We start from the raw sequence: 20,849 nt of genomic DNA on the forward strand, positions 1-20,849 counted from the left end.
AGGGCAGCCGACATCCCGCACGACACCGGAGAACGTCGGCCGCCGGGCGCCGCCGACGCTCGCCCGCCGCGCGCCGGTGGCCGATGCCCGGCCCGTGGATGGAGATATCGCACACGCTCGGCGGCCGGCACTTGAATAGCGGGCGAAGGCGTCACCCCCCGGACGATCCGGCCGGCGCCCCCTCAGAAGTCGAAGGAATAGAACAGGTCGAGGGCGCTCTCCATGCCGCTCACCGCCTCCAGGTAGAGCCGCTCGGTGAGCTGGTATCGCAGGGTGAGGGTGTTCTCCGGGGAGAACACGCCGACGCCGTAGCGCACCAGCAGGTTCGGTGCCACATAGCCGCTCACCGCCACCTGCGTGTCCTGGCCGCTGCCCGCGGTCTCCAGCTGGAAGTCCTCCACGCCGAGCTGGCCGGCCAGCGAGCTGCCGATGCCGCGTCCGCCCATCAGGCCCAGCCCGAGCGCGGCCTGGGTCACGAGCTGGTTCTCGCCGGGCGTGCCGGCACCCGGGCCGCGACCGGTGATGAGGTATGACAGCGCGTCCGCCTCCGGCATGGACGGCTCGGAGAATACGCTCGCCTGCAGCGCCGAGGGCGGGCCCGTCACCCGCAGCCCGGCGATGACCTCGCCGGTGTCGCGCACCGCCTCCAGGTCGATCTGCGGCTCGGTGATGGGGCCGGAGAAGATGAACCGCCCCTGGCGGATCTTCAGCCGCTGGCCGTAACGCTCGAAGGTGCCGTCGACCAGACTGATCTCCCCGAAGGCCTCGGCGCTGCTGGTGCCGATCTGGCGCAGCTGCAGCGCACCGGCCAGCCCGGTCTCGACGCCGAAGCCCTGGAAGCGGACGTCATCGCCGAGCACGAGGTAGACGTTGGTCGAGAGCTTGAGACCCTGCTTCTGCCCGGTCTCGCCGTCCTCGTCACCGCGATTGACGATGACCACGTCGTCCGAGACCGCGACGGCGTTCTCGGGCAGTTCCTCCAGGGTGATCCGGCCCTGGGGCACTGTCAGCCGGCCGTTGACGCTGAGCGCGCTGCCATCGTAGGTAATGGTCATGGCCGGGCTCACCCGCACCCGCACCAGCGGCGGATAGGCCACCTCCAGCCCCTCGCCGGAGACGGCGACGTTGGCGTGCAGCCCGTCGCCCCAGGAGATGCTGCCGCCGAGGCTGGCGCTGCCCTCGCCGCTCTTGAAGCCGCCACTGAGGGTCGCACGGGTCCCCTGGATCCGGGCCGAGAGCGTCACCGACTCCAGCGGGATCGGCAGGGACTGCACGGCGACCACACCGTCGCGCAGGCGCACGGTGCCGTCGAAGGTGGGCGCGCGCAGCTGTCCCCCGAGGCTGCCGTCCACGGTCACGGTCCCCTCCAGGCGCCGCAGCTGCGGCAGGAAGGGCTGCACCAGCCCGAGGCGGATGCCGTCGATGCGCACGCGCCCGTCGAGGCCCGGCTGCGCCGCCCGCGGATCCGTGGATGCCCGGATATTCACCGAGCCGAGCTGCTCGGCGGTGAGCGCCAGCTCCAGCCGCGCGCCCTCATCGTCCAGGCCGGCATCCACCGTCAGCGAACGGTAGTCCAGCGTCACCGGCTCCTCCGTGTCGGCCCGCGAGGCGGTGATGCTGCCCACACCGGTACGCGCGCGGACCTCCACACGGGGCAGGCCGCTGCCCTGCCAGCGCACGCGGGCGTCCGCCTCCAGGGTGGCGGACCACGCCAGCCCCTCCGGCAGCCACGGCTTGAGTACCGCCAGGGGGAGATCGCTGATTCGCAGGTCGGCCCGGGCACCGCCGGCGCCGGCGACCAGCGGTTCGGTCAGGCACAGCCGACCCTGATCCCGTCGCCAGCAGTGGGCGTCCACATGGAGCTCGCCGGGGCCGGCACGCCAGCGCAGCGCCGGCCGGTCGACGAGCGTCCAGCGCTCCGGGCCGGCACTGACGGTGGCCTCGGTCAGGGTGCCGTTCCAGTCGCCGCTGTCGGCGGCCAGTCCGCCGTCGAGCCGCAGCGAGCCGGTGACCGGCCCGCCGCCTTCCACGTCCACCACCAGCTGGTGCTGTGCGCGCGTGCCGTCCAGGGCGGCGGTGACGTCGCCGAGTGCCTGCCCGTCCCGGACGACGCCGCCGGCGGACACGCGCAGGCGGCTGGCGCGGGTCATGAGCGCGGCGACGCTGCCCTCCACGGCGAGACGGTCCACGCGGATGTCCTGATAGGCGATGCCGGTACCGTCCAGCGAGGCGGTCACGTCCGGCGCGGTCATCGCGCCGCCGACGCGGACGTCGCCGTTCAGCGTACCGGTCAGCCCCGGCCAGAGGGCGGCCAGCTCGGGCAGATCGAGCCGTGCCCGGGCGTCCCAGCGGCCGTCTGCCAGGCCGCCGTCGACGGTGATCTCGTCCGGACCGCTGCGCAGGCGCAGGCCGTCGAAGGTCCAGCCGGCGCCGGGGGCACGGGCGACGTGGCCGCGGAGCGAGACCGGGTAGCCGCGCAGCCGCCCCTCCACGCCGGGGATCGCCAGGACAACGCTCAGATCGCTGCCGCGCAGCGTGCCGGTGGTCGCGACCCGGCCACCGAGGCGTCCATCCAGACCCGGCCGGTACTGTCCGGGGTCCAGGTCCTCGGCGGTGAGCGCTGCCTGCCACTCGAGCCCGTCCCGCCAGGCCACGTGCCCCTTCGCGGAGACGCTGCCGCCGAGCAGCGCCGCGTCCAGCCGCTCGATACGCGCCGAACCGGTGTCTCCGTCGGCGCTCAGCGCCAGACGCTTCACGGGTACCGGCAGGGGCACGGTGGCGTCGCCGGCGATACCGTCGGCCTCGATGCGTGCCTGCCAGTCCAGACCGTCCCCCCAGGCCACCCGACCGTCCCCGGAGACGGTACCGCCAAGCACCCGGCCGGTGAGCGTGCGGATCGCCGCATGGGCGGTGTCGCCCTCCGCGGCGAGCCGCCACTGCCCCTGCGGGATACCCGGACCATCGATTCCGGCGTCAAGGCTGAGCGACCAGCCCTTGAGACCACCGTCCGCCTGCAGGTCCACACCGCCGGCACGCACGGTCGGCTCTCCGGTAAGCGGCCAGGCCAGGGCGTCGGCCCGCAGCCGCAGCCGCGACGGCAGCCCCGGCGTGAACAGCGCGGTGTGCGCCTCCAGACGGGCGCTCACCGGCCCGCCGGCATCGGCGGTGACGTCGAGGTCCGCGAGGGAGCCGCCGGCGGTCAGCGTCAGGGTCTGATCCCCGCCGCCGGGATAGCGGCCGCTGCGGGCATCCAGGGTCAGCTGCACCGGCCAGTCGCCACCGAGCCCGACCTCCCCGTGGGCGTCGAGGTCCGCCGCCGGCGCACGCAGCGACAGCGCCTCCAGGCGGATCCGCTCGGTGGAGAGTGCACCGGCAATATGCAGCCGCGACAGGGTATACGCCGCCTCGCCGCGATGGATCGTCGCGTCGCGCAGGGTGACGCCGGCGAGCTCGACGATCAGCGGCAGCGGCACCGCGTCCGGGAGGGACAGCCGGAAGTCCTCCGGCGGGAACGCCGGCTCCGCCCCGCCCGCCGACGTCCCGCCGCCGTCCCCCCCGTCCGCCGGTGGGGCCGGGAGGTCGATCTGCAGCCCGTCCAGGGTCGTCTCGTCCATCGAAAGGCGGTTGCCCGTGGCGTCCGCCGCCGTGGTCAGCGAGGCGAGCTGCAGCCGGCGCCCGTCCACGCGCACCTGGGTGTCGTCCAGGACGACGCGGGAGACGGCGATGCGTACCGGCAGGGCGAATCCGCCATCGCCCGGCTGCGCCGTCGTCTCCCCTGCCGGCAGCTCGCCGGTATCGACGGCCACGTCGAGCCCGCGGGTAGCCAGCCGGTCCACGCAGACCGTGCCGTCCATCAGGCAGCCGGGCTGCCAGCGCAGGACCACCGCGTCGGCGGCCACGGACACGCCGGGCATGCCGTAGCGCAGGCCGTTGAGGCTCACACCCCGCCACAGGCTGCCGTCGACGACCTCGGCGCTGAAGCCGGGCACGAAGCGCTCGGCAAGCGCGACGGCCTGGCGGGCGCCGGTGGTCGTACCGGCCAGCCAGGCCAGGCCGAGCACAGCGAGCACCAGCACGCCGAGGACTGCGAGGAGGATGCGCCGGATCACAGCGGCGGCCCCAGCGAGATGTGGATACGGAACGGCGGGTTCGGTTCGCTCACGCCCCAGGCGAAGTCCAGCCGCACCGGGCCCACCGGCGAGAGCCAGCGGATGCCGAAACCGCTGCCCACCTTGAAGTCCGTGCCCGGCTCGTCGAAGGCGTTGCCGGCATCGGTGAACACCGCCGCCCGCCAGGACTCGGCGAAGCGATAGCCGTACTCGATGCTGCCGGTGGCGAGGTAGCGCCCGCCGAGCAGGTCGCCGTCGTCGTCCTCCGGGGACAGGGTGTTGTAGCCGTAGCCGCGCACACTGTTGTCACCGCCGGCAAAGAAGCGCAGCGACGAGGGGATGCGCTCGAAGTTGGAGGTGGCGATGGCGCCGAGGTCGGCGCGCACACTGATCTGGTGGCGCTCGAAATAGGTCCGCAGCCACTTCATGCCCACCAGCCCCCGGGCCATGGAGACGTCGGAACCCACGCCCTTCTGGGCGACCTCGATGCTGTAGCTCTGGCGGTCGCCCCAGTAGGGATCGACGCCGCCGCGGGAGCGGGTACGCGAGAAGCTCAGGCCCGGCATGAGCAGGGTCGTCGTCGCCTCCTGGTCCGCCTGGGTGAAGTCCTCGTGGAGCAGGCGCAGGGACTGCACCCGCTCCCAGCCGGAATCGAAGTGCTGGCGACGGCGCACGGCGAGCGTGGCCCGGCTGCTCCGGGTGTCCTCTATGTCCTCGCGCTGGAGTCCGGCCTGGAGCTGGAGCTCGTCGTTGAGCGGGTCGCGCAACGGGATGGTGTAGTTCCCCGAGAGGTTCTGACGCACCGCGGAGACGCGCAGCTCCGCGCCGGCGGTATGGCCCGAGGCGTTGACCCAGTGGCGCTGCCAGTTGATCCGCGCCCGCGGCCCCTCATCGGTGGAGAAACCGGCACCGAAGCCGAGCGTGTTGGGCTCGCGGGCGGTGGCGTTGACGGTGACGGGCACGGCGCCACCGGGCTCGGCGGCGTCGCGCTCGGGGGAGACCTGGACGTCACCGAAATAGCCGCTGTCGAGCAGGTTGCGGTTGAGCGCGGCGACGCGTTCCGCAGCGTAGGGGGCGCCGGTGTCAAAGGGCACCAGACGCCGCAGCAGCTCGTCGTTGAACGGCAGATCGCCCTGGAAGGTCACCTCCCCGAGCTCGTAGCGCGGGCCGGTGTCGTAGACCAGGGTGATGTCGGCAGTGCGCTGTTCCGTGTCCACGGCGATGCGGTGCTCGCCGAAGCCGCCGTCGAAGTAGCCGTTCAACAGTGCGGTGTTGCGCAGGCGGGTCTTGGCGGTCTCGTAGGCCCCGTGGTCGAGGGCGTCACCCTCGGCGAGGGGCAGGCTGGCAATCACCGTGTCGAAGAGCCTGGTACCCGCGCCCTCGCCGGTGACGCGCACGTCCAGCTTACGGATATGCACCGGCTCGCCGGGATCGATGCGGAAGGTCACGCGCCAGCCATCGTCCGCAGCGGCGACGTCCGTCTCGATGCCGGCGTTGTAGTAGCCCACCGCCTCGAGGGCACGGCGCACGGCATCCACGGTATGGCGGGCGTAGGCACGGGCCTCGCGTTCACTGCCCACCTCGGGCGGCTCGCCGAGGTAGGCCATGACGTTCTGCCGCGCCCGCCCTTCCGGCGCATCCACGTCCAGGTGCAGCGACGCCGCCGGCACGCCCTGGACCCAGAGCGCGAGCACCAGTGCCAGCCCGCAGCCGGCTTGAGAGATCGAGGATCGCGTCATTCGAGTTATTGCTAATCGTCTCAGAGGTCGTGTCACGCGTCAGCCGGACTGTGCATCGATGGGGCAAGGCACGAGCCGCACGGTGGTGCCAGACTACATGAGCGGTGGGCAACGCTGCCCTACCGCAACGCAGTCCGGCCCGGAGGGAGTGCGGGAGCGGTCCGGCGGCGGCATCGCACCTGCCTGACGTGAGCCCCGCCACGCCGGCGCGAACGCGCTCTGCCCCCGAACCGCCGCGGTGCCCTGACACGCGACAATCCCTCTGGGAAGATCGCTCCCCGGTCCCGTCACTGCATCGCCGATCGCGCTCGGGGACGGCCCGCCGGATCGGCATGATATTCTCCCATGTCGGACCTACGGCAAGCGAAGAAATTCCGATGCGTGCAAGCGACGACCAAGGCAACGAGCGGGACGGCGAGGAGCACCGCCTGCGCCTGCGGAACCTGCGGCTGTCCGACTACCCGGACGTCAAGCACATCATGGACCGCGTCTACAACACCCTCGGCGGGGCATGGTCGCGCAAGCAGTTCGCCGCCCAGGTGAACCGCTTCCCGGAGGGACAGATCTGCATCGAGGACAACGGCCGTGTAGCCGCGGCGGTGATCTCGATGATCGTCGACTACGACCGCTTCGGCGACAAGCACACCTATGAGGAGATCACCGGCAACGGTTTCCTCACCAACCACGACCCCAACGGCGACGTCCTCTACGGCGTGGACGTCTTCGTCGACCCGGACTACCGCGAGATGCGCCTCGGCCGGCGCCTCTACGACGCGCGCAAGGAGCTCTGCCGCAGCCTCAACCTCCGCGCCATCGTCGCTGGCGGGCGCATCCCGGGCTACCGCGAGCACGCCGGGGAGATGACGCCCGAGGAGTACATCGAGCTGGTCAAGCGCCGGGAGATCTACGACCCGATCCTCTCGTTCCAGCTCGCCAACGACTTCCACGTGCGCCGTGTGATCACCGGCTACATGCCGGAGGACCGCGACTCCCACGCCTACGCGACCCTGGTGCAGTGGGACAACATCTTCTACGAGGCCGAGCGCAGTCCGCTGATCGGCGGGCGCAAGTCGCTGGTGCGCGTTGGCACGGTGCAGTGGCAGATGCGCCGGGTGAAGACGTTCGACGACCTGATGACGAACATCGAGTTCTTCGTCGACGCCATGGCCGGCTACAACAGCGACTTCATCCTCTTCCCGGAGTTCTTCAACGCGCCGCTGCTCGCGCAGTTCAACCAGGACGAGCCCGCCGAGGCCATGCGCCGGCTCGCGCAGTACACCGAGGAGATCGTCGAGGCGATGTCCCGGCTGGCGGTGAGCTACAACATCAACATCATCGCCGGCTCCATGCCGTTGTACGACGAAGACGAGAGCGTGCTCTACAACGTTGCCTACCTGTGCCGGCGCGACGGCACCACGGACAGCCAGTACAAGCTCCACGCCACTCCGGACGAGCGCTTCTACTGGGGCGTCCAGGGCGGCGATGCCCTGCGCATCTTCGACACCGACGCCGGGCGTATCGGCATCCTGGTCTGCTACGACGTGGAGTTCCCGGAGCTCGGCCGGCTGCTCGCCGACCAGGGCATGCAGATCCTCTTCGTGCCGTTCTGGACCGACACCAAGAACGCCTACCTGCGGGTGCGCCGCTGCGCCCAGGCACGGGCCATCGAGAACGAGTGCTACGTCGCCATCACCGGCAGCGTGGGCAACCTCCCCAAGGTCGAGAACATCGAGATCCAGTACTCGCAGACCGCGGTGTTCTCGCCCTCGGACTTCGCCTTCCCCCACGACGGGATCGTGGCGGAGTCGACGCCCAACACGGAGATGACCCTGATCACCGATCTCGACATGGACCGGCTGATCCAGCTGCGTGCCGAGGGCTCGGTACGCAACACCCGCGACCGGCGCCTCGATCTCTTCCGCGTCGAGTGGCTGGACCAGTCCGGGGACTCGGACTAGCGGGGCATCCCCGGCTCCGCGGCACGAACCGGTAGAACGGGGGACCCGCCGGGCGGCCCACCGGGCGGCCGAACGGCGGTTCCCTTCCGGCCCGGCCGGCGCTATACGTTGTGGCTCCCCCCTCAGCCATGACTCGGAGCAACCCCATGGAGACCGGACCCGAAACCCCGTCAATGCCGCGCCCCGACTGGAGCGCGATGCTCACCCCGCAACGCGAGCTCATGGAGGCCTGGCTCGGCTTCGCCGAGCAGCTCACCCGGCTGCACATGGATACCGTGCGCCGGTGCATGGAGCTGGCGCTGGAGGAGACGCGCTGCATGATGGCGGTACACGACGAGCGCTCGCTGCAGGACTACTGGCAGCACCAGCGCGGCTTCCTCGAGGAGCTCGACACCACCATCGGCCAGGAGCTCCAGGGCGTGCGCAGCCTCGGCGAGCGCCTCGCCCGCGAGGTCACCCATACGGCTCCCGCCGGCGAGGGCGAGACCCGCGCCAACGACGCCGCCTGAACACGCCGGAGCCCCCCGGCGGTGAGACCGCACGGGCCGGCGGGCCTCCCCCGCCGGCCTTCCCGTGGTCCCCGCACTGACCGCGGCGGCCATCGTTGTCTGCCCCGCCCTATCCCGCCTACGATTAGCCGACGAATCAACGCTGCGTTCGCGGCCCGTGCCCCCATTTGCACGGGAAACCACTGCCACCACGGAGGAGCCATGCCACTGCAAGCCGTCGACACCCGGTGGATCGATATCGCCAGCCACGACGACCGGACCTTCAGGGGATACCTGGCACTGCCGCCGGCGGGCCGGGGCCCCGGCATCGTCCTGATCCAGGAGATCTTCGGCGTCAATCACCATATCCGCAGCGTCGCCGAGCAGTACGCGCTGGACGGCTATGTGGTGCTCGCCCCGGACGTATTCTGGCGCCAGTCGCCCGGCGTGGAGCTCGCCTACGAGGGCGACGACATGGAGACCGCCTTCCGGCTGGTCGGCGAGATCGACTTCTCGGTCGCGGTGAAGGACCTCGCCAGCACCGTCCGGGCGCTACGCCGGCGGCCCGAGTGCGACGGCAGCATCGCCTCGCTCGGCTACTGCATGGGGGGCATCCTCTCCTACCTCGCCGGTATCGATTCCGGTGTGGACCGGGTCGTGAGCTTCTACCCGGGGGGCATCCACCGGCACCTCGACAAGGCCGCCCGTCTCACCGTGCCGGCGCAGTTCCACTTCGCCGGCAACGACGGGCACATCACCGATGCCCACGTCGACGAGACCCGCCGGGCCTTCTTCGGTCGCGGCGACGTCGGGATCCACGTCTACGACGGGGCCGATCACGGCTTCAACTGCTGGGCACGGGGGGCGTATCACCGGCACGCGGCGGCGCTGTCCCACGGGCGGGTGCTGACCTTCCTGGAGGGCGACAGCCCCTAGGCCACCGCGGCGGACCTGACGGCCCGGGCGAGAACGGCCGGCGGGCGCTGCCCGCCGGCCATGAGGGGATCGGGCTGGATCAGTCCGCCTCGGGGACCGTCTGCGTCTCCACGAACTCGAACAGCCCCTCGATGCCGCCCTCGCGGCCGTAGCCGGACTGCTTCATGCCGCCGAACGGCGCCTCCGGCGTCGGGCCGGTGCCGGAGTTCAGCGCGGCGTGGGCGAAGTTCAGGCGCTCGATCACCCGGTGGCCGCGTTCGCGGTCGCCGGTGAAGATGTAGGAGGCGAGGCCGTACTCGGTGTCGTTGGCCGCGGCGACCACCTCGTCGTCGTCACGGAAGGTGATCATCGGGACCAGCGGCCCGAAGGTCTCCTCGACGGTGCACAGCGCGCCGGCGGGCACGTCCAGCAGCACGGTGGGCGCGTAGAAGGTGCCCGGCAGGCCGGAGACATTCAGCTCGGCGACCTTCCTGGCGCCCTTGTTGAGGGCATCCTGGACGTGGCGGCTGACCTTGTCGACGGCGTTCTCGTCGATGAGCGGGCCGATGGTCGTGCCCTCGGCGAGCCCGTCGCCCACGCGCAGGCCCTTCACACGCTCCGCGACCTTTTCCGCGAACGCCTCGGCGACACGCTCGTGGACGAACACGCGGTTGGCACAGACGCACGTCTGGCCACCCCCGCGGAACTTGTTCGCCATGAGGTTATCGGCGGCGGCGTCCAGGTCGGCATCGTCGAACACCAGGAACGGCGCGTTGCCGCCGAGCTCCAGGGTCAGACGCTTGATCCCCGGCGCGGCCTTCTCGATGAGCTCGCGGCCCACCTCGGTGGAGCCGGTGAACGAGAACACCCGCACCGACGGGTGCTTGAGCAGGGTGTCGGAGATCGTGCCCGCCGAACCCATCACCAGGTTCACCTTGCCCGCGGGCAGGTCCAGCTCCCGGTCGAGCAGGGTGAACAGCGCGATCATGGTCAGCGGCGTCTTCGACGACGGCTTGATCACGCTCGCGCAGTCCGCCGCCAGCGCCGAGGAGAGCTTCTTGGCGATCATGCCGATGGGGAAGTTCCAGGGCGTACTCAGCGCCACGACCCCCGCCGGACGCTGATGGACCGTCCAGGTGCAGTTCTTGGCGTGCTCGTCGATGGTGCGCGGGCGCAGCTCGTCGATGTGCTCGCCGCAGTAGCGGAAGAAGCCCGCGGCGTAGTCCACCTCGCCCTGGGCCTCGGCCAGCGGCTTGCCGTGCTCCATGGTCAGGATGCGGCCGATCTCCTCGCGGTTCGCGCGCAGCACCTCGTCGATCTTCAGCAGCCATTCCCGGCGCTTCTCGAAGCTCGCCCGCTGTGCCAGCGCCCCCTCGGCGGCACGCACCGCATCGAGGGTGTCGTTCTCGCCCATGCCCGGGAACTCCGCCAGGGTCTCTGCGTTGGCGGGGTTGGTCACGGTGATCGGGCGCGACTTGCCGTCGGTCCACTGACCGTTGATGTAGCCCGCGATACGGGGCAGTAACGGCGATTCGATCATGGTTTTGCTCCCTGGGTGGATGCCCGCGCGCACCGGCCGTGCACACGGGTGTATCTGGGCACTGACAGCGACAGTACTCACCGCCCGTCAGGCGCGTCAACATGCGCGTTGTGCGCATCGGAAAAGACCTATTGACCCCCCGTGTGAGGGGGGTCTAACGTCGAAGCGTTAAACCAACACAACAGGGGAGACGAGGCCGATGGTCAATCCGGTGGAGATGGACCAGTACGAGCACACCGCGGCACCGATGTTCAGCCCGGCGCTGCAGGCGATTCCCATGCCGGGTATCCGCCGGATGATCAATATGGCCGCGCAGATGGATGACGTCATCCATCTGTCCATCGGCCAGCCGGATTTCCCGACGCCCAAGCACATCGTCGACTCGTACGTGGACGCCCTGCGCGCAGGCCAGACCGGCTACACCCTCGACGCCGGCCTGCCGGAGCTGCTCACCGCGCTCAAGGACTACTACAGCGAGCGCTACGACCGCGAGCTGGTGGAGGAAAACTTCCTGGTTACCACCGGCGCCACCGAGGCCATGTACCTCGCGCTCACCGCCACCGCGGCGCCGGGACGGCAGTTCATCGTCGCCGACCCGACCTTCGTGCTCTATGCGCCGCTGATCCGGATGAACGGCGGCGAGGTGAAGATCATCCCCACGCGTGCCGAGAACGGCCACCAGATCGATCCCCAGGAGGTCATCGACGCGATCGGCTCGCGCACCTTCGCGATCGTGCTCAACTCCCCCAACAACCCCACCGGGACGGTCTACCCCAAGGAGACCGTCGAGGCGATCGTGCAGGAAGCGGCCTACCGCGGCGTATACGTGTTCGCCGACGAGGTCTATGACCACCTGCTGCTCGACGAGATGGACTTCCCGAGCGTGATCTCGTGCACCTCGGACCTCGATCACGTCATGTCCATCTCCAGCTTCTCCAAGACCTACAGCATGGCGGGGCTGCGCATCGGCTGGATCATCTCCAGCCAGGGCGCGATCAAGAAGCTGCGGCGCTACCACATGTTCACCACCACCGTGGCCAACACCCCGGCGCAGTGGGCGGGCGTGACGGCACTGACCGGCGACCAGAGCTGCGTGAACGAGATGGTGGCCGAGTACCGCCGCCGGCGCGACCGCGTGGTGGAGCTCGTCAACCAGACCCCGTATCTCAGCGGTTACGTGCCCCAGGGCGGGTTCTACATCTTCCCGTCGCTGCCCCCGCACACCGACGGCGGCCAGCTCGCGCTGCGCATGCTCGAGGAAATCGGGGTGTGCGTGATCCCCGGGGACGCCTTCGGCGAGACCACCTCCAACGCCATCCGCATCAGCTACTCCAACTCGATGGAGCAGATCGAGGAGGCGTTCGAGCGCATGATCCCCTGGCTCGCCGATCAGAAGCTCGGCCCGCGGTAATCGGGCTCATCAACGCCCGGCGGCACCGACCGCCGGGCGTCGTTACGACAGCCGGACAGCGCGTAGGTCGTGCGCCGCAGGCGTGCGACGTGCAGCCCCAGTCAGCGAAGACGTCGCACACGGCCCGTGGCCGTGCCCGACCTACCGCCCCGGGACCACCGGTAGGTCGGCTGCTCCTGGCAGCCGACATCAGCGCCAGCCGCCCGGCACAGTCGACCCGCCGGCGGGGACATCCCGCACGGCTACCTCCCCGGCATTCCGGTGTCACCACCACGGCTGTCGGTTGCCGGGAGCAACCGAGCTACCCGAGCGGCGAGACCACCGCCCACCACGCACCACCCGGCCCCCTACCGTCCGCCGGCGTGCACCACGACTGCCGGTCCGGCACGCCCTGAAGGTCGGTTGCTCCTGGCAGCCGACGATCACCGCCGGCCCGCGTGCACCGCGACGGCAGCGAGGAGCGAGGCGGCCACGACCCACGCGAGCAGGCCAGCGACCACATCCGTCATCGCCAGCCCGGCATCCAGCAGCATGCCCACGACCCCCGGCGCCAGCGCCGTCGAGAGCACCATGAACGACTGGATCAGCGCCCGGATCGCACCCAGGTGGCGGGTGCCGTAGAGCTCGACCCACAGCGCGCCGAGCAGCGTGCCGCCGACACCCATGCTGAGCCCGGCGCAGGCGAGGTACAGCGGCGCCCCCCAGAGCGCGTCCACGCCGATGAGCACCAGCAGTGCCACCGCCAGCGGCGCGAGATAGACCGGCAGCAGCCGCTGGCCACCGGCGCGGTCGACCAGGGGACCGGCGACCAGCAGCGAGAGCACGTGGCACGAGCCGAAGGCGAGGAAGCTGCTCGCCAGCCAGGCCAGCGGCCAGCCCTTCTCCGAGGCCAGGGGCACCTGGTGGATGAACAGAGCGGTCATGGTGAAGGGGGGCGCCAGCACCGCGGGCAGAACGCCGTAGAAGCGCGGGTCGCGCAGCATCTGCCGGCGGCTCCAGTCGCCGTCGCTGCCGGCGGCCGCGCGTTCGCGCTCCACTGCCTCCTGGGCCTCCTGACGGCGGCCGTGTCCCCGCAGCAGCCACATCGCCAGGGGCAGCACCACGGCGAGCAGCAGCAGCGCCATCGCCAGCCACGTCTGCCGCCAGCCCAGCACGGCGATCGCCGCGACCACCACCGCCGGGAACACCGCCTCGCCGGTGGGCAGCCCCAGCGTGGCGACGCTGATCGCCGTACCGCGGCGCTCGTGGAAATAGCGCGCCATGGTGGTCTGCGCGGTGTGCATCATCAGACCCTGTCCGCACAGGCGCAGCAGTAGCAGCGCGACGCCGAGGACGAGCACGTGGTTCACCCCCGCCATCAGCAGGCAGCCCAGGGCCGCCCCCACGAGCACGGCGGCGGAGAACACGCGCAGGTCCACCCGGTCGAGCAGCCGGCCGAGCCAGATCAGGCTGAAGCCGCTGATCAGCGTGGCGGTGGAGTAGACACCGCCGAAACCGCCGTTGCTGAGATTCAGGGTCTCGCGGATCTGGCCGCCGAACAGCGAGATGAGGTAGGTCTGGCCGTAGCCCGAGAGCACGGCCAGGAGGAAACCGAAGCCGAGAAAGCGGCGATTCTCGAGAATGAAGCGCAGGTAGTCCACGTCCGGGCCATTCGCTCCGTATGGGGTGGGTGAGGTCCGCGACCGCGCCGCGGACCACTCGGCCCACACCGGGACGGCGGGGGCCGCAACGAGAAGAGGGGCGTCGGCCCGCAGGCCGGCGCCCCTCCGGTGGCAGGGACGCTGCCCGTCGCTAGCGCGTCGCCTCCAGTGCCGCCTCGAACTGGTCCGCCGCCCAGTCGATCTGCTCGGCATCGACGATCAGCGGCGGCACCCAGCGCACGACCTGACCGCCCCAGGCACCGCACTTGATCAGCAGCAGCCCGCGCCGCTCGCACTCCTTGAGCAGCCGCGCCGAGCGGTCACCATCCGGCCGGCCCTGTCCGTCCACCATGTGGGTGCCGAGCATCAGGCCCATGCCGCTGACGTTGCCGATCTCCGGATAGCGGGTCTTGAGCTCCTCGAGCCGGGCCCGGAGCTGGGCGCCGCGCTCGCGGGCGTTCTCCACCAGGCCCTCCTCGCGGATGACGTCCAGGGTGGCGCTCGCCGCCGCACAGGCCACGGCGTTGCCGCCGTAGGTGCCGCCCTGGGAGCCCATCCAGCCCTTGGCCATCAGCGCGTCCGACGCGCCCATCACCGACAGCGGGAAGCCGCTGGCGATGCCCTTGGCGGTCACCACGACGTCCGGCTCGATGCCGAAGTGCTCGAACGCCCAGTACTTGCCGGTACGGCCGTTGCCCGCCTGGACCTCGTCGAGGATGAACAGGATGCCGTGCTCCCGGCAGCGCTCTTGGAGCCCCTTCATGAAGGTGGTATTCGCGGGGACGTACCCGGCCTCGCCCTGCACGGGCTCGATCAGCATCGCCGCCGTTTCCTTCGGCACGCTGATGGTCTGCAGGACGTAGTCCAGCTCCTTGAGGCAGAACTGGGCCGCGGTTTCCTCGTCCCAGCCGTACCAGTAGGTGTCGGGGAACGGTGCAAACGCGACCCCGCCCATCATCGGCTGCACGCCCTGGCGCACGGGCGAGCTCGAGCTCGTCGTCGACAGCGAGCCCATGGTGCGGCCGTGGAAGCAGCCCCGGAAGGCGATGATGTTCGGCCGCCCCGTCGCCTGACGCGCGAGACGGATGGAGGCCTCGACCGCCTCGGTGCCGGCGTTGGCGTAGAAGAAGCTGTCGATCGCCCCGGGCATCAGCTCGCCGAGCTTCTCGGAGAGCTCCAGGATCGGCCGGTGGCGGACGATGGCGTACTGCGCATGGACCACCCGGCCGATCTGGCGCTGGGCCGCCTCCACCACCTTGGGGTGGCAGTGGCCGGTGCTGAGCACGCCGATGCCGGAGGTGAAGTCGAGGTAGCGCTCGCCACTCTCGTCGTAGAGATACACCCCCTCGCCGCGCTCGGCGAGGACACCGCTGGACTGCTTGAGCAGCGGCGAGAGATGGCCTTCGTGTTCGCTCATTGATGCCTCCTCACTGCCTGCCGGCGCCCGTCCGGGGCCGGTCGTTGACCACGATCTCCCGACACTACGCCGGGCGGTTACGCGCTTTCAATCCAGGCGCGCAAGCACCGCCGCACCGACCTCGTCGGTGGGACGCACCCGCGTGCCGTGCTCGGCGAGGTCCGCCGCGACCGCTGCGCGCAGCCGCCGGCCCGCCTCCTCCGCCGCCGGGTCCTCCTCGCCCATCCAGTCCAGCATCATCGCGGCGGTGAGCATCATCGCCTGCGGGCCCGCGAGGTTGCGCCCGGCGATGTCCGGTCCGCTGCCGTGGGTGGGCTCGAACATCGGCGGCTGGCTCCGGTCCGACGGGTTGATGTTGCACGACGGCGCCACCCCCATGCCGCCGGAGAGCACCGCGGCGAGGTCCGTGAGGATATCGCCCTGGAGGTTGCTCGCGACCACCACGTCGAAGGCCCAGGGGCTGGTGACGAACTTCATGCACGCAGCGTCGACGAGCTCGTGGTGGGTGGCGATGTCGGGATAGTCGGCGGCGACCGTCTCGAACACCTCCGAATAGAGCTCACCCCAGTGGCGCAGCGCGTTGCGCTTGGTCACCAGGCACACCTGGGCCCGCGCGTCGCTGCCGTCGGCGGCGGTGAAATGACGCTCGCCGCGCTTGCCCTCGGCCCGTTCGGCGGCGCGCAGCCGCGCGCGCTCGAAGGCGTGGCGGATGATCCGCTCGGTCCCCCGGCGCGAGAAGACCTCCACCTGGGTGGCGATCTCGTGGGCGGTGCCCGGCGCAAGACGTCCGCCCTGGCCAACGTACTCGCCCTCGCTGTTCTCGCGGATCACGAGCATGTCGATGTCGCGGGCCCGCTCGTCGGCGAGGAACTGTGGCGCGCCGTCGAGCAGGGTCGCCGGGCGCTCGCACGCCCACTGGTCGAAGCCCTTGCGGATATCGAGCAGCGGCGACAGCGAGACGGCGTCCGGCAGCCAGTAGCGCTGTGGATCGTCACGCGGACCGGGATCGCCGAGGGCGCCGAGGAGGATCGCATCGAAACGCGCCAGGCGCTCACGCCAGTCGGCCGGCCAGAGCTCGCCGTGATCCCGGTGCCAGGCGGTGGAGGGCCAGTCGAACCGCTCCATCTGGAGATCGACGCCGCCGGAACCGGCAAGGCGCTCCAGCGCCGTCACGGTCTCCCGCATCACCTCGGGGCCGATGCCGTCGCCGGGGAGCACGGCCACACGCCAGGACGATCGCGCCATCTCGGGCCTCCTTCGCATGAAAGTAGATGGACCGCGTAACGATACCAGACCCCGGCCGACGAGCGGCGCCCAACGGATGTTGCGATGCACAAAAACCACTGCTATGTTGCACTGCAACAGCAACGGACAGTGGGAGGCTCCCATGTACGAGCAGATGATCAAGCAGATGTTCGACCAGATGAACGAGGCGGGCGAGCCGGCCCGGCGCTTCGCGAAGACGGCGATCGACCACGCCGAGAAGGCCGCCAGCCGCCAGATCGAGTCCGCGCGGACCTATGTCGGCCTCGGCGTCGAGCAGCTCCGGGCGGCCAGCGCGGTGCACGACGCCGCCAGCCTGCAGGACTACGTCGGTCGTCAGCAGGATATCGCGTCGCGCTTCGGCCGCCGCGTGACCGACGACCTCGAGGCCTTCGCCGGCATGGGCCGCGCGCTGGCCGAGTCCGCCGGCGGCTCCGCCCGTCGGACCCGGACGCGTCGCGGCAAGAGCACGACGGGTCAGGGCAAGTCCGCCGCGGCCTGAGGCGGACAATCGGCCCTGTGGCCGATTGGCGCAACCAGGCTCTCTCCCCTCCTTCGCCCCGTGCATCCCGCGGGGCGATTCTTTGTCCGCGCCCCGCATCGTCATCGAATCGTCACCGCTGCGTCATACAACGTGATGGCGCGAGGCGGCACCGGCGCGCATGCTTGCCGGCGATGATCCGGCCCGACACCAACCCCACCCTGTGGCTGATGCGCCGCGCGCTGCGCCGCTACGCCACCCTCGTGGCCACGAGCCTGCGGCCCGGCGCGATCGTGCGCCCCCGCCCGCGGCACCTGCTCACCCGCGGCGCCCTGCTGCTGGCGTTTCCGCCATTCTGGCTCTATCACACCGTCGGGCTGGCCCTCGACGAGGTCCTGTTCCGCGGCTACCGGCGCACGCCGGTGACGTCGCCGGTGTTCATCCTCGGCGTGCCGCGCAGCGGCACCACTGCGCTGCACGCGGCCCTCGCCGAGGACGGCCAGTTCACCACCTTCCGGGCCTGGGAATGCGTGTTCGGGGTGTCGGTGACGTGGTGCCGCTTCTGGGCGGCGGTGGGCCGCCTGGACCGCGGCCTCGGCGCACCGCTGGTACGGCTGCGCCGGCTGGCCGAGCGCCGGCTGTTCGCCGGACTGGACGACACCCATCCGGTACGCGCGGACGCACCGGAGGAGGACTACCTGGTACTGCTGCCGGTGCTGTGGTGCTTCGTGCTGGTGGTGCCGTTCCCGGATGCCGGCTGGCTGTGGCGCTTCGCGGCCTTCGGGGAGGCCCTGGACCGGGACGAACGCGCGGCGCTCGGCGGCTTCTACCGGGACTGTCTGCGCCGCCACCTCCATGCCCGGGGTGACGGCCGGCGGCTGCTGTCGAAGAACGCCGCCTTCGCGCCCCTGACCGACACGCTGCTCACGCTGTTCCCGGACGCCCGTATCATCGCCTGCGTGCGCGAGCCGGCCCGGGCCCTGTCCTCCCAGCTCAGCTGCCTGGAGCCGTCGCTGCGCGTCTGCCACGGCGATTACGACTCCGGGGCGTTCAACGCCCGGCTGGCGGCCCGTTTCGCCGGCTACTACGATCACCTGTTCGCGGCGCTGGGCCGTACCGCGCCCGGCACGGCGGTGTTCCTGCCGCTGCCCGCCCAGCGCACACGGATGGCGGCGAGCGTGCGCCGGGTCTACGCGCTCCTCTCCCTGCCGCTGTCACCGGCGTTCGAGGCCCGCCTCGACGCGCTGGACGGACGGGCACGCACCCACCGCTCCCGCCACCGGCACGACGCCGGTGACGGCGACGCGTTCACGGCCACGCTCTCGCCCACGGCGCGACAGTTCGACTACACGGCGACCGTCCCGATCCCGGCGCACGAGCTGGCTGATCACCGGAGGACGGCATGAGCGCGGTGCCGGCTGATGCCGCGCGGGCGCGCGTGGCCGTGGTCACCGACGCCGGTGCCGGGCGCAACGGCGTCGGCACCTACTACCAGGACCTCAGCGACGCCCTCGCCCCGCACCTCGATACCATCACCACCATCGGCCCGGACACCGGTAACGGTCTGCGCGAGTGGCTGTCGGTGCCACTGCCCGGCGACCGCTCCCAGCGGGTCGGCGTCCCCGATCCGCGGGCCCTCGCCCGGCGCCTCGCGGAGATCGCGCCGGAGACCGTGGTGATCGCCACGCCCGGCCCCTACGGTCTCCTCGGCGCCCGCGCCGCCCGCCGGCTCGGCGCCCGGGTGGTGTTCGGCATGCATACCCATTATGCCGCCCTGGGACGACTCTACTGGGGGGCGCTCCGCGGCACGGCGGGGCGGCTGGGCCTGCGTGCCTGCAACCGCCACCTCCTGCGCCGCGCCGATGCGGTCATGGCGGTCTCGGAGGGGATGCGGACACTGGCAGCGGCCGACGGCGCGCCGGCCGCGCGGGTGACGGGCACCCCCCTCGGCCCGCCTTTCCTGGACAGACCCGTCCGGCCGGCGAGCGGCCGGCTCGAGGCCGTGCTCTTCGTCGGCCGCCTGGCCGCGGAGAAATCGCTGCCCGAGGTACTGGCGGCGGCCCGTGCGCTGCCCGGCGTCCGGTTCTCCATCGCCGGCGAGGGGCCGCTTCGCACCCGGGTGGAGGCCGACGCCGCGGCCCTCCCCAACCTCGACTACCTCGGCTGGCTCCCGCGCGAGGCGGTGGCCGCCGCGCTGGACGACCACGACGCGCTCGCCCTGCCGTCACGGCTCGAGGCCTTCGGCACCGTTGCCCTGGAGGCCCTGGCCCGGGAGCGCCCGGCGGTGGTCTCCGCCGGCTGCGGCATCCGCGACCGCGCCGAGCTCGCCCCCGGGCTCCACGCCATCGCTGAGCATGAGGACCTGACGGCGGCCCTGCGGCGGCTCGACGGCATGGCGCCGGCCGTGCTCCGCCACCGCACCCGGGAGGCCCGGGCGGCGGTCTTGCGACTGCAGGCGCAGACGGTGGCGGACTGGCTCGCGGTGATCGCCCCGGGAGCGGGCCCGTGCGGGCCGTAGTCTCGATCCACGACGTGATGCCGGAGACCCTGGCGCCGGTGCGCGAGCAGCTCAGCCTGCTGGCGCACCACGACATCGCGCCGGTGACCCTGCTGGTCGTGCCGGGGCGTGACTGGTCCCCCGACGGGCTCGCCCGGCTTCGCGAGTGGCGCGCGCGCGGGCACGTCCTCGCCGGCCACGGCTGGCACCACCACGCCACGGCCGTCCGGGGCTGCTACCACCGCCTGCACGCCGCGGTGCTCTCCCGTCAGGCCGCCGAACACCTGGCCCTGGACGCCGCGGAGATACGTGCGCTGGTCCGCCGCTGCCGCGCATGGTTTGCGGACAACGACCTCGGCCGCCCGGCCCTGTACGTCCCCCCGGCCTGGGCCCTGGGTCCGATCCGTCCGGCGGGGCTCGCCGACCTCGGCTTCCGCTACCTGGAGACCCTCACCGCCGTGCATGACCTGCGCAGCGGTCGCCGGCGGCGGCTACCGGTCATCGGTTTCGAGGCGGATACGCCCGCCCGCGCGGCGGTGCTGCGCGCCCTGGACACCACATGCAGCCGCTGGCCGGGACCGGTGCGCATCGCGCTGCACCCGCGGGATCACCGCCTGCACCTGCGCGGGACCCTGCTGCGACGGCTCGCCACGGTACGCGAGCCCCTGGACTACGACGGACTGATGGCCGGACCGGATTCTGCATACCCGCACGCTGGGTGATAGAATTCCGACCAAACGAGTCCAGTTTCAGGTAGCGGAGGCCGTCATGCAGGCGCAACCCAACGAACCCGTGGTCTTCGAGCGCGACTGCGACGCCGCGCTGATCCCTTCCGGCGACACCGGCGTGATCCCGAAGGGCGCCGAGGGCATGATCACCCAGGCCCTCGGCGGCAGTTACACCGTCTATATCCAGGGCAATCTCTTCCGTATCGACGGCAAGGACGCGGACGCCATCGGCAAGGAGCCGGAGGCCGCCCCGGAGCTGCCGGACGACGCCTCGGACGCGGACGTCGAGCAGCTCGTCTGGGACCAGATGCGACGCTGCTACGACCCCGAGATCCCGATCAATATCGTCGAGCTCGGCCTTGTCTACACCTGTCAGGTGTCGCGCCGCGACGACGGCAGCCGCTCGGTGGCCATCGACATGACGCTCACCGCCCCCGGCTGCGGCATGGGCGATATCCTCGCCTACGACGTGCGCGAAAAGGTCCTGCAGGTGCCCACCGTGGAGGACGTGTCCGTGGAGATCGTCTTCGACCCGCCCTGGTCCTTCGAGATGATGTCCGAGGCCGCTCGTCTGCAGACGGGCATGATGTGATCCCCGACACGGAACCCAGGCGCCGATGGGATTGTCCTTGCAGGCGGGGCGGGTGACGACGCAAGGGGAGG

15 protein-coding genes are annotated in these 20,849 nt (G+C 71.2%); 9 read left to right on the forward strand and 6 right to left on the reverse strand.

Going from position 1 to position 20,849, the window contains the following annotated elements; genetic code table 11:
- Window positions 1-182: 182 nt before the first annotated feature.
- Both C516_RS0100200 and C516_RS0100205 read right to left on the reverse strand, forming a co-directional pair.
- Window positions 183-3,614: a translocation/assembly module TamB domain-containing protein gene (locus tag C516_RS0100200; protein ID WP_425386803.1), complete on the reverse strand. Its 3,432-nt coding sequence runs from the start codon at window positions 3,612-3,614 to the stop codon at window positions 183-185.
- Between the two features lie 491 nt (window positions 3,615-4,105).
- The gene (locus tag C516_RS0100205) at window positions 4,106-5,848 is read right to left on the reverse strand and encodes an autotransporter assembly complex protein TamA (protein WP_051088161.1); all 1,743 of its coding nucleotides are present in this window, start codon (window positions 5,846-5,848) and stop codon (window positions 4,106-4,108) included.
- A gap of 377 nt (window positions 5,849-6,225) precedes the next feature.
- Here C516_RS0100205 and C516_RS0100210 point away from each other — a divergent pair, with 377 nt between their 5' ends.
- From C516_RS0100210 to C516_RS0100220, 3 genes are all read left to right on the forward strand, one after another.
- Window positions 6,226-7,806, forward strand: a complete 1,581-nt coding sequence (locus C516_RS0100210; RefSeq protein WP_018716328.1) for a carbon-nitrogen hydrolase family protein — start codon at window positions 6,226-6,228, stop codon at window positions 7,804-7,806.
- A 146-nt stretch (window positions 7,807-7,952) separates the two neighbouring features.
- Window positions 7,953-8,315, forward strand: coding sequence for a phasin family protein (locus tag C516_RS0100215; RefSeq protein ID WP_169509115.1), 363 nt, complete (start codon window positions 7,953-7,955; stop codon window positions 8,313-8,315).
- 201 nt (window positions 8,316-8,516) lie between these two features.
- Window positions 8,517-9,230 carry a dienelactone hydrolase family protein gene (locus tag C516_RS0100220; RefSeq protein ID WP_018716330.1) on the forward strand — a complete coding sequence of 238 codons (714 nt, stop codon included), beginning with the start codon at window positions 8,517-8,519 and terminating at the stop codon, window positions 9,228-9,230.
- Between the two features lie 79 nt (window positions 9,231-9,309).
- On the opposite strand, the gene C516_RS0100225 is transcribed toward C516_RS0100220, so the two are convergent.
- Entirely contained in the window at window positions 9,310-10,749 is a 1,440-nt protein-coding gene (locus tag C516_RS0100225; RefSeq protein ID WP_018716331.1) for an NAD-dependent succinate-semialdehyde dehydrogenase, read from the reverse strand.
- A gap of 199 nt (window positions 10,750-10,948) precedes the next feature.
- Here C516_RS0100225 and C516_RS0100230 point away from each other — a divergent pair, with 199 nt between their 5' ends.
- Window positions 10,949-12,160 carry a pyridoxal phosphate-dependent aminotransferase gene (locus C516_RS0100230; protein WP_018716332.1) on the forward strand — a complete coding sequence of 404 codons (1,212 nt, stop codon included), beginning with the start codon at window positions 10,949-10,951 and terminating at the stop codon, window positions 12,158-12,160.
- Window positions 12,161-12,582: 422 nt separating this feature from the next.
- Here C516_RS0100230 and C516_RS0100235 read toward each other — a convergent pair whose 3' ends face one another.
- From C516_RS0100235 to C516_RS0100245, 3 genes are all read right to left on the reverse strand, one after another.
- The gene (locus tag C516_RS0100235; protein ID WP_018716333.1) at window positions 12,583-13,800 is read right to left on the reverse strand and encodes an MFS transporter; all 1,218 of its coding nucleotides are present in this window, start codon (window positions 13,798-13,800) and stop codon (window positions 12,583-12,585) included.
- A 151-nt stretch (window positions 13,801-13,951) separates the two neighbouring features.
- Entirely contained in the window at window positions 13,952-15,217 is a 1,266-nt protein-coding gene (locus C516_RS0100240) for an aspartate aminotransferase family protein (protein WP_018716334.1), read from the reverse strand.
- 87 nt (window positions 15,218-15,304) lie between these two features.
- The gene (locus C516_RS0100245) at window positions 15,305-16,462 is read right to left on the reverse strand and encodes an isocitrate/isopropylmalate dehydrogenase family protein (RefSeq protein ID WP_018716335.1); all 1,158 of its coding nucleotides are present in this window, start codon (window positions 16,460-16,462) and stop codon (window positions 15,305-15,307) included.
- 142 nt (window positions 16,463-16,604) lie between these two features.
- On the opposite strand from C516_RS0100245, the gene C516_RS20225 reads away from it, so the two are divergent.
- The 5 genes from C516_RS20225 (at window position 16,605) to sufT (ending at window position 20,778) form a co-directional block, all read left to right on the forward strand.
- Window positions 16,605-16,982: a phasin family protein gene (locus C516_RS20225; RefSeq protein ID WP_018716336.1), complete on the forward strand. Its 378-nt coding sequence runs from the start codon at window positions 16,605-16,607 to the stop codon at window positions 16,980-16,982.
- A 173-nt stretch (window positions 16,983-17,155) separates the two neighbouring features.
- Entirely contained in the window at window positions 17,156-18,367 is a 1,212-nt protein-coding gene (locus C516_RS20230; protein WP_018716337.1) for a sulfotransferase, read from the forward strand.
- The gene (locus C516_RS0100260) at window positions 18,364-19,479 is read left to right on the forward strand and encodes a glycosyltransferase (RefSeq protein ID WP_018716338.1); all 1,116 of its coding nucleotides are present in this window, start codon (window positions 18,364-18,366) and stop codon (window positions 19,477-19,479) included. Before C516_RS20230 ends, C516_RS0100260 begins: the two co-directional genes overlap by 4 nt.
- On the forward strand, window positions 19,467-20,180 hold the full coding sequence (locus C516_RS18045) for a polysaccharide deacetylase family protein (protein ID WP_018716339.1): 714 nt from the start codon (window positions 19,467-19,469) through the stop codon (window positions 20,178-20,180). The genes C516_RS0100260 and C516_RS18045 overlap by 13 nt, the downstream gene beginning before the upstream one ends.
- Window positions 20,181-20,226: 46 nt before the next feature.
- Window positions 20,227-20,778 carry a putative Fe-S cluster assembly protein SufT gene (gene sufT, locus C516_RS0100270; protein WP_018716340.1) on the forward strand — a complete coding sequence of 184 codons (552 nt, stop codon included), beginning with the start codon at window positions 20,227-20,229 and terminating at the stop codon, window positions 20,776-20,778.
- Window positions 20,779-20,849 lie beyond the last annotated feature (71 nt).

Origin of the sequence: Arhodomonas aquaeolei DSM 8974 (assembly GCF_000374645.1) — a bacterium.
In the GTDB taxonomy this organism is placed as follows: domain Bacteria; phylum Pseudomonadota; class Gammaproteobacteria; order Nitrococcales; family Nitrococcaceae; genus Arhodomonas; species Arhodomonas aquaeolei.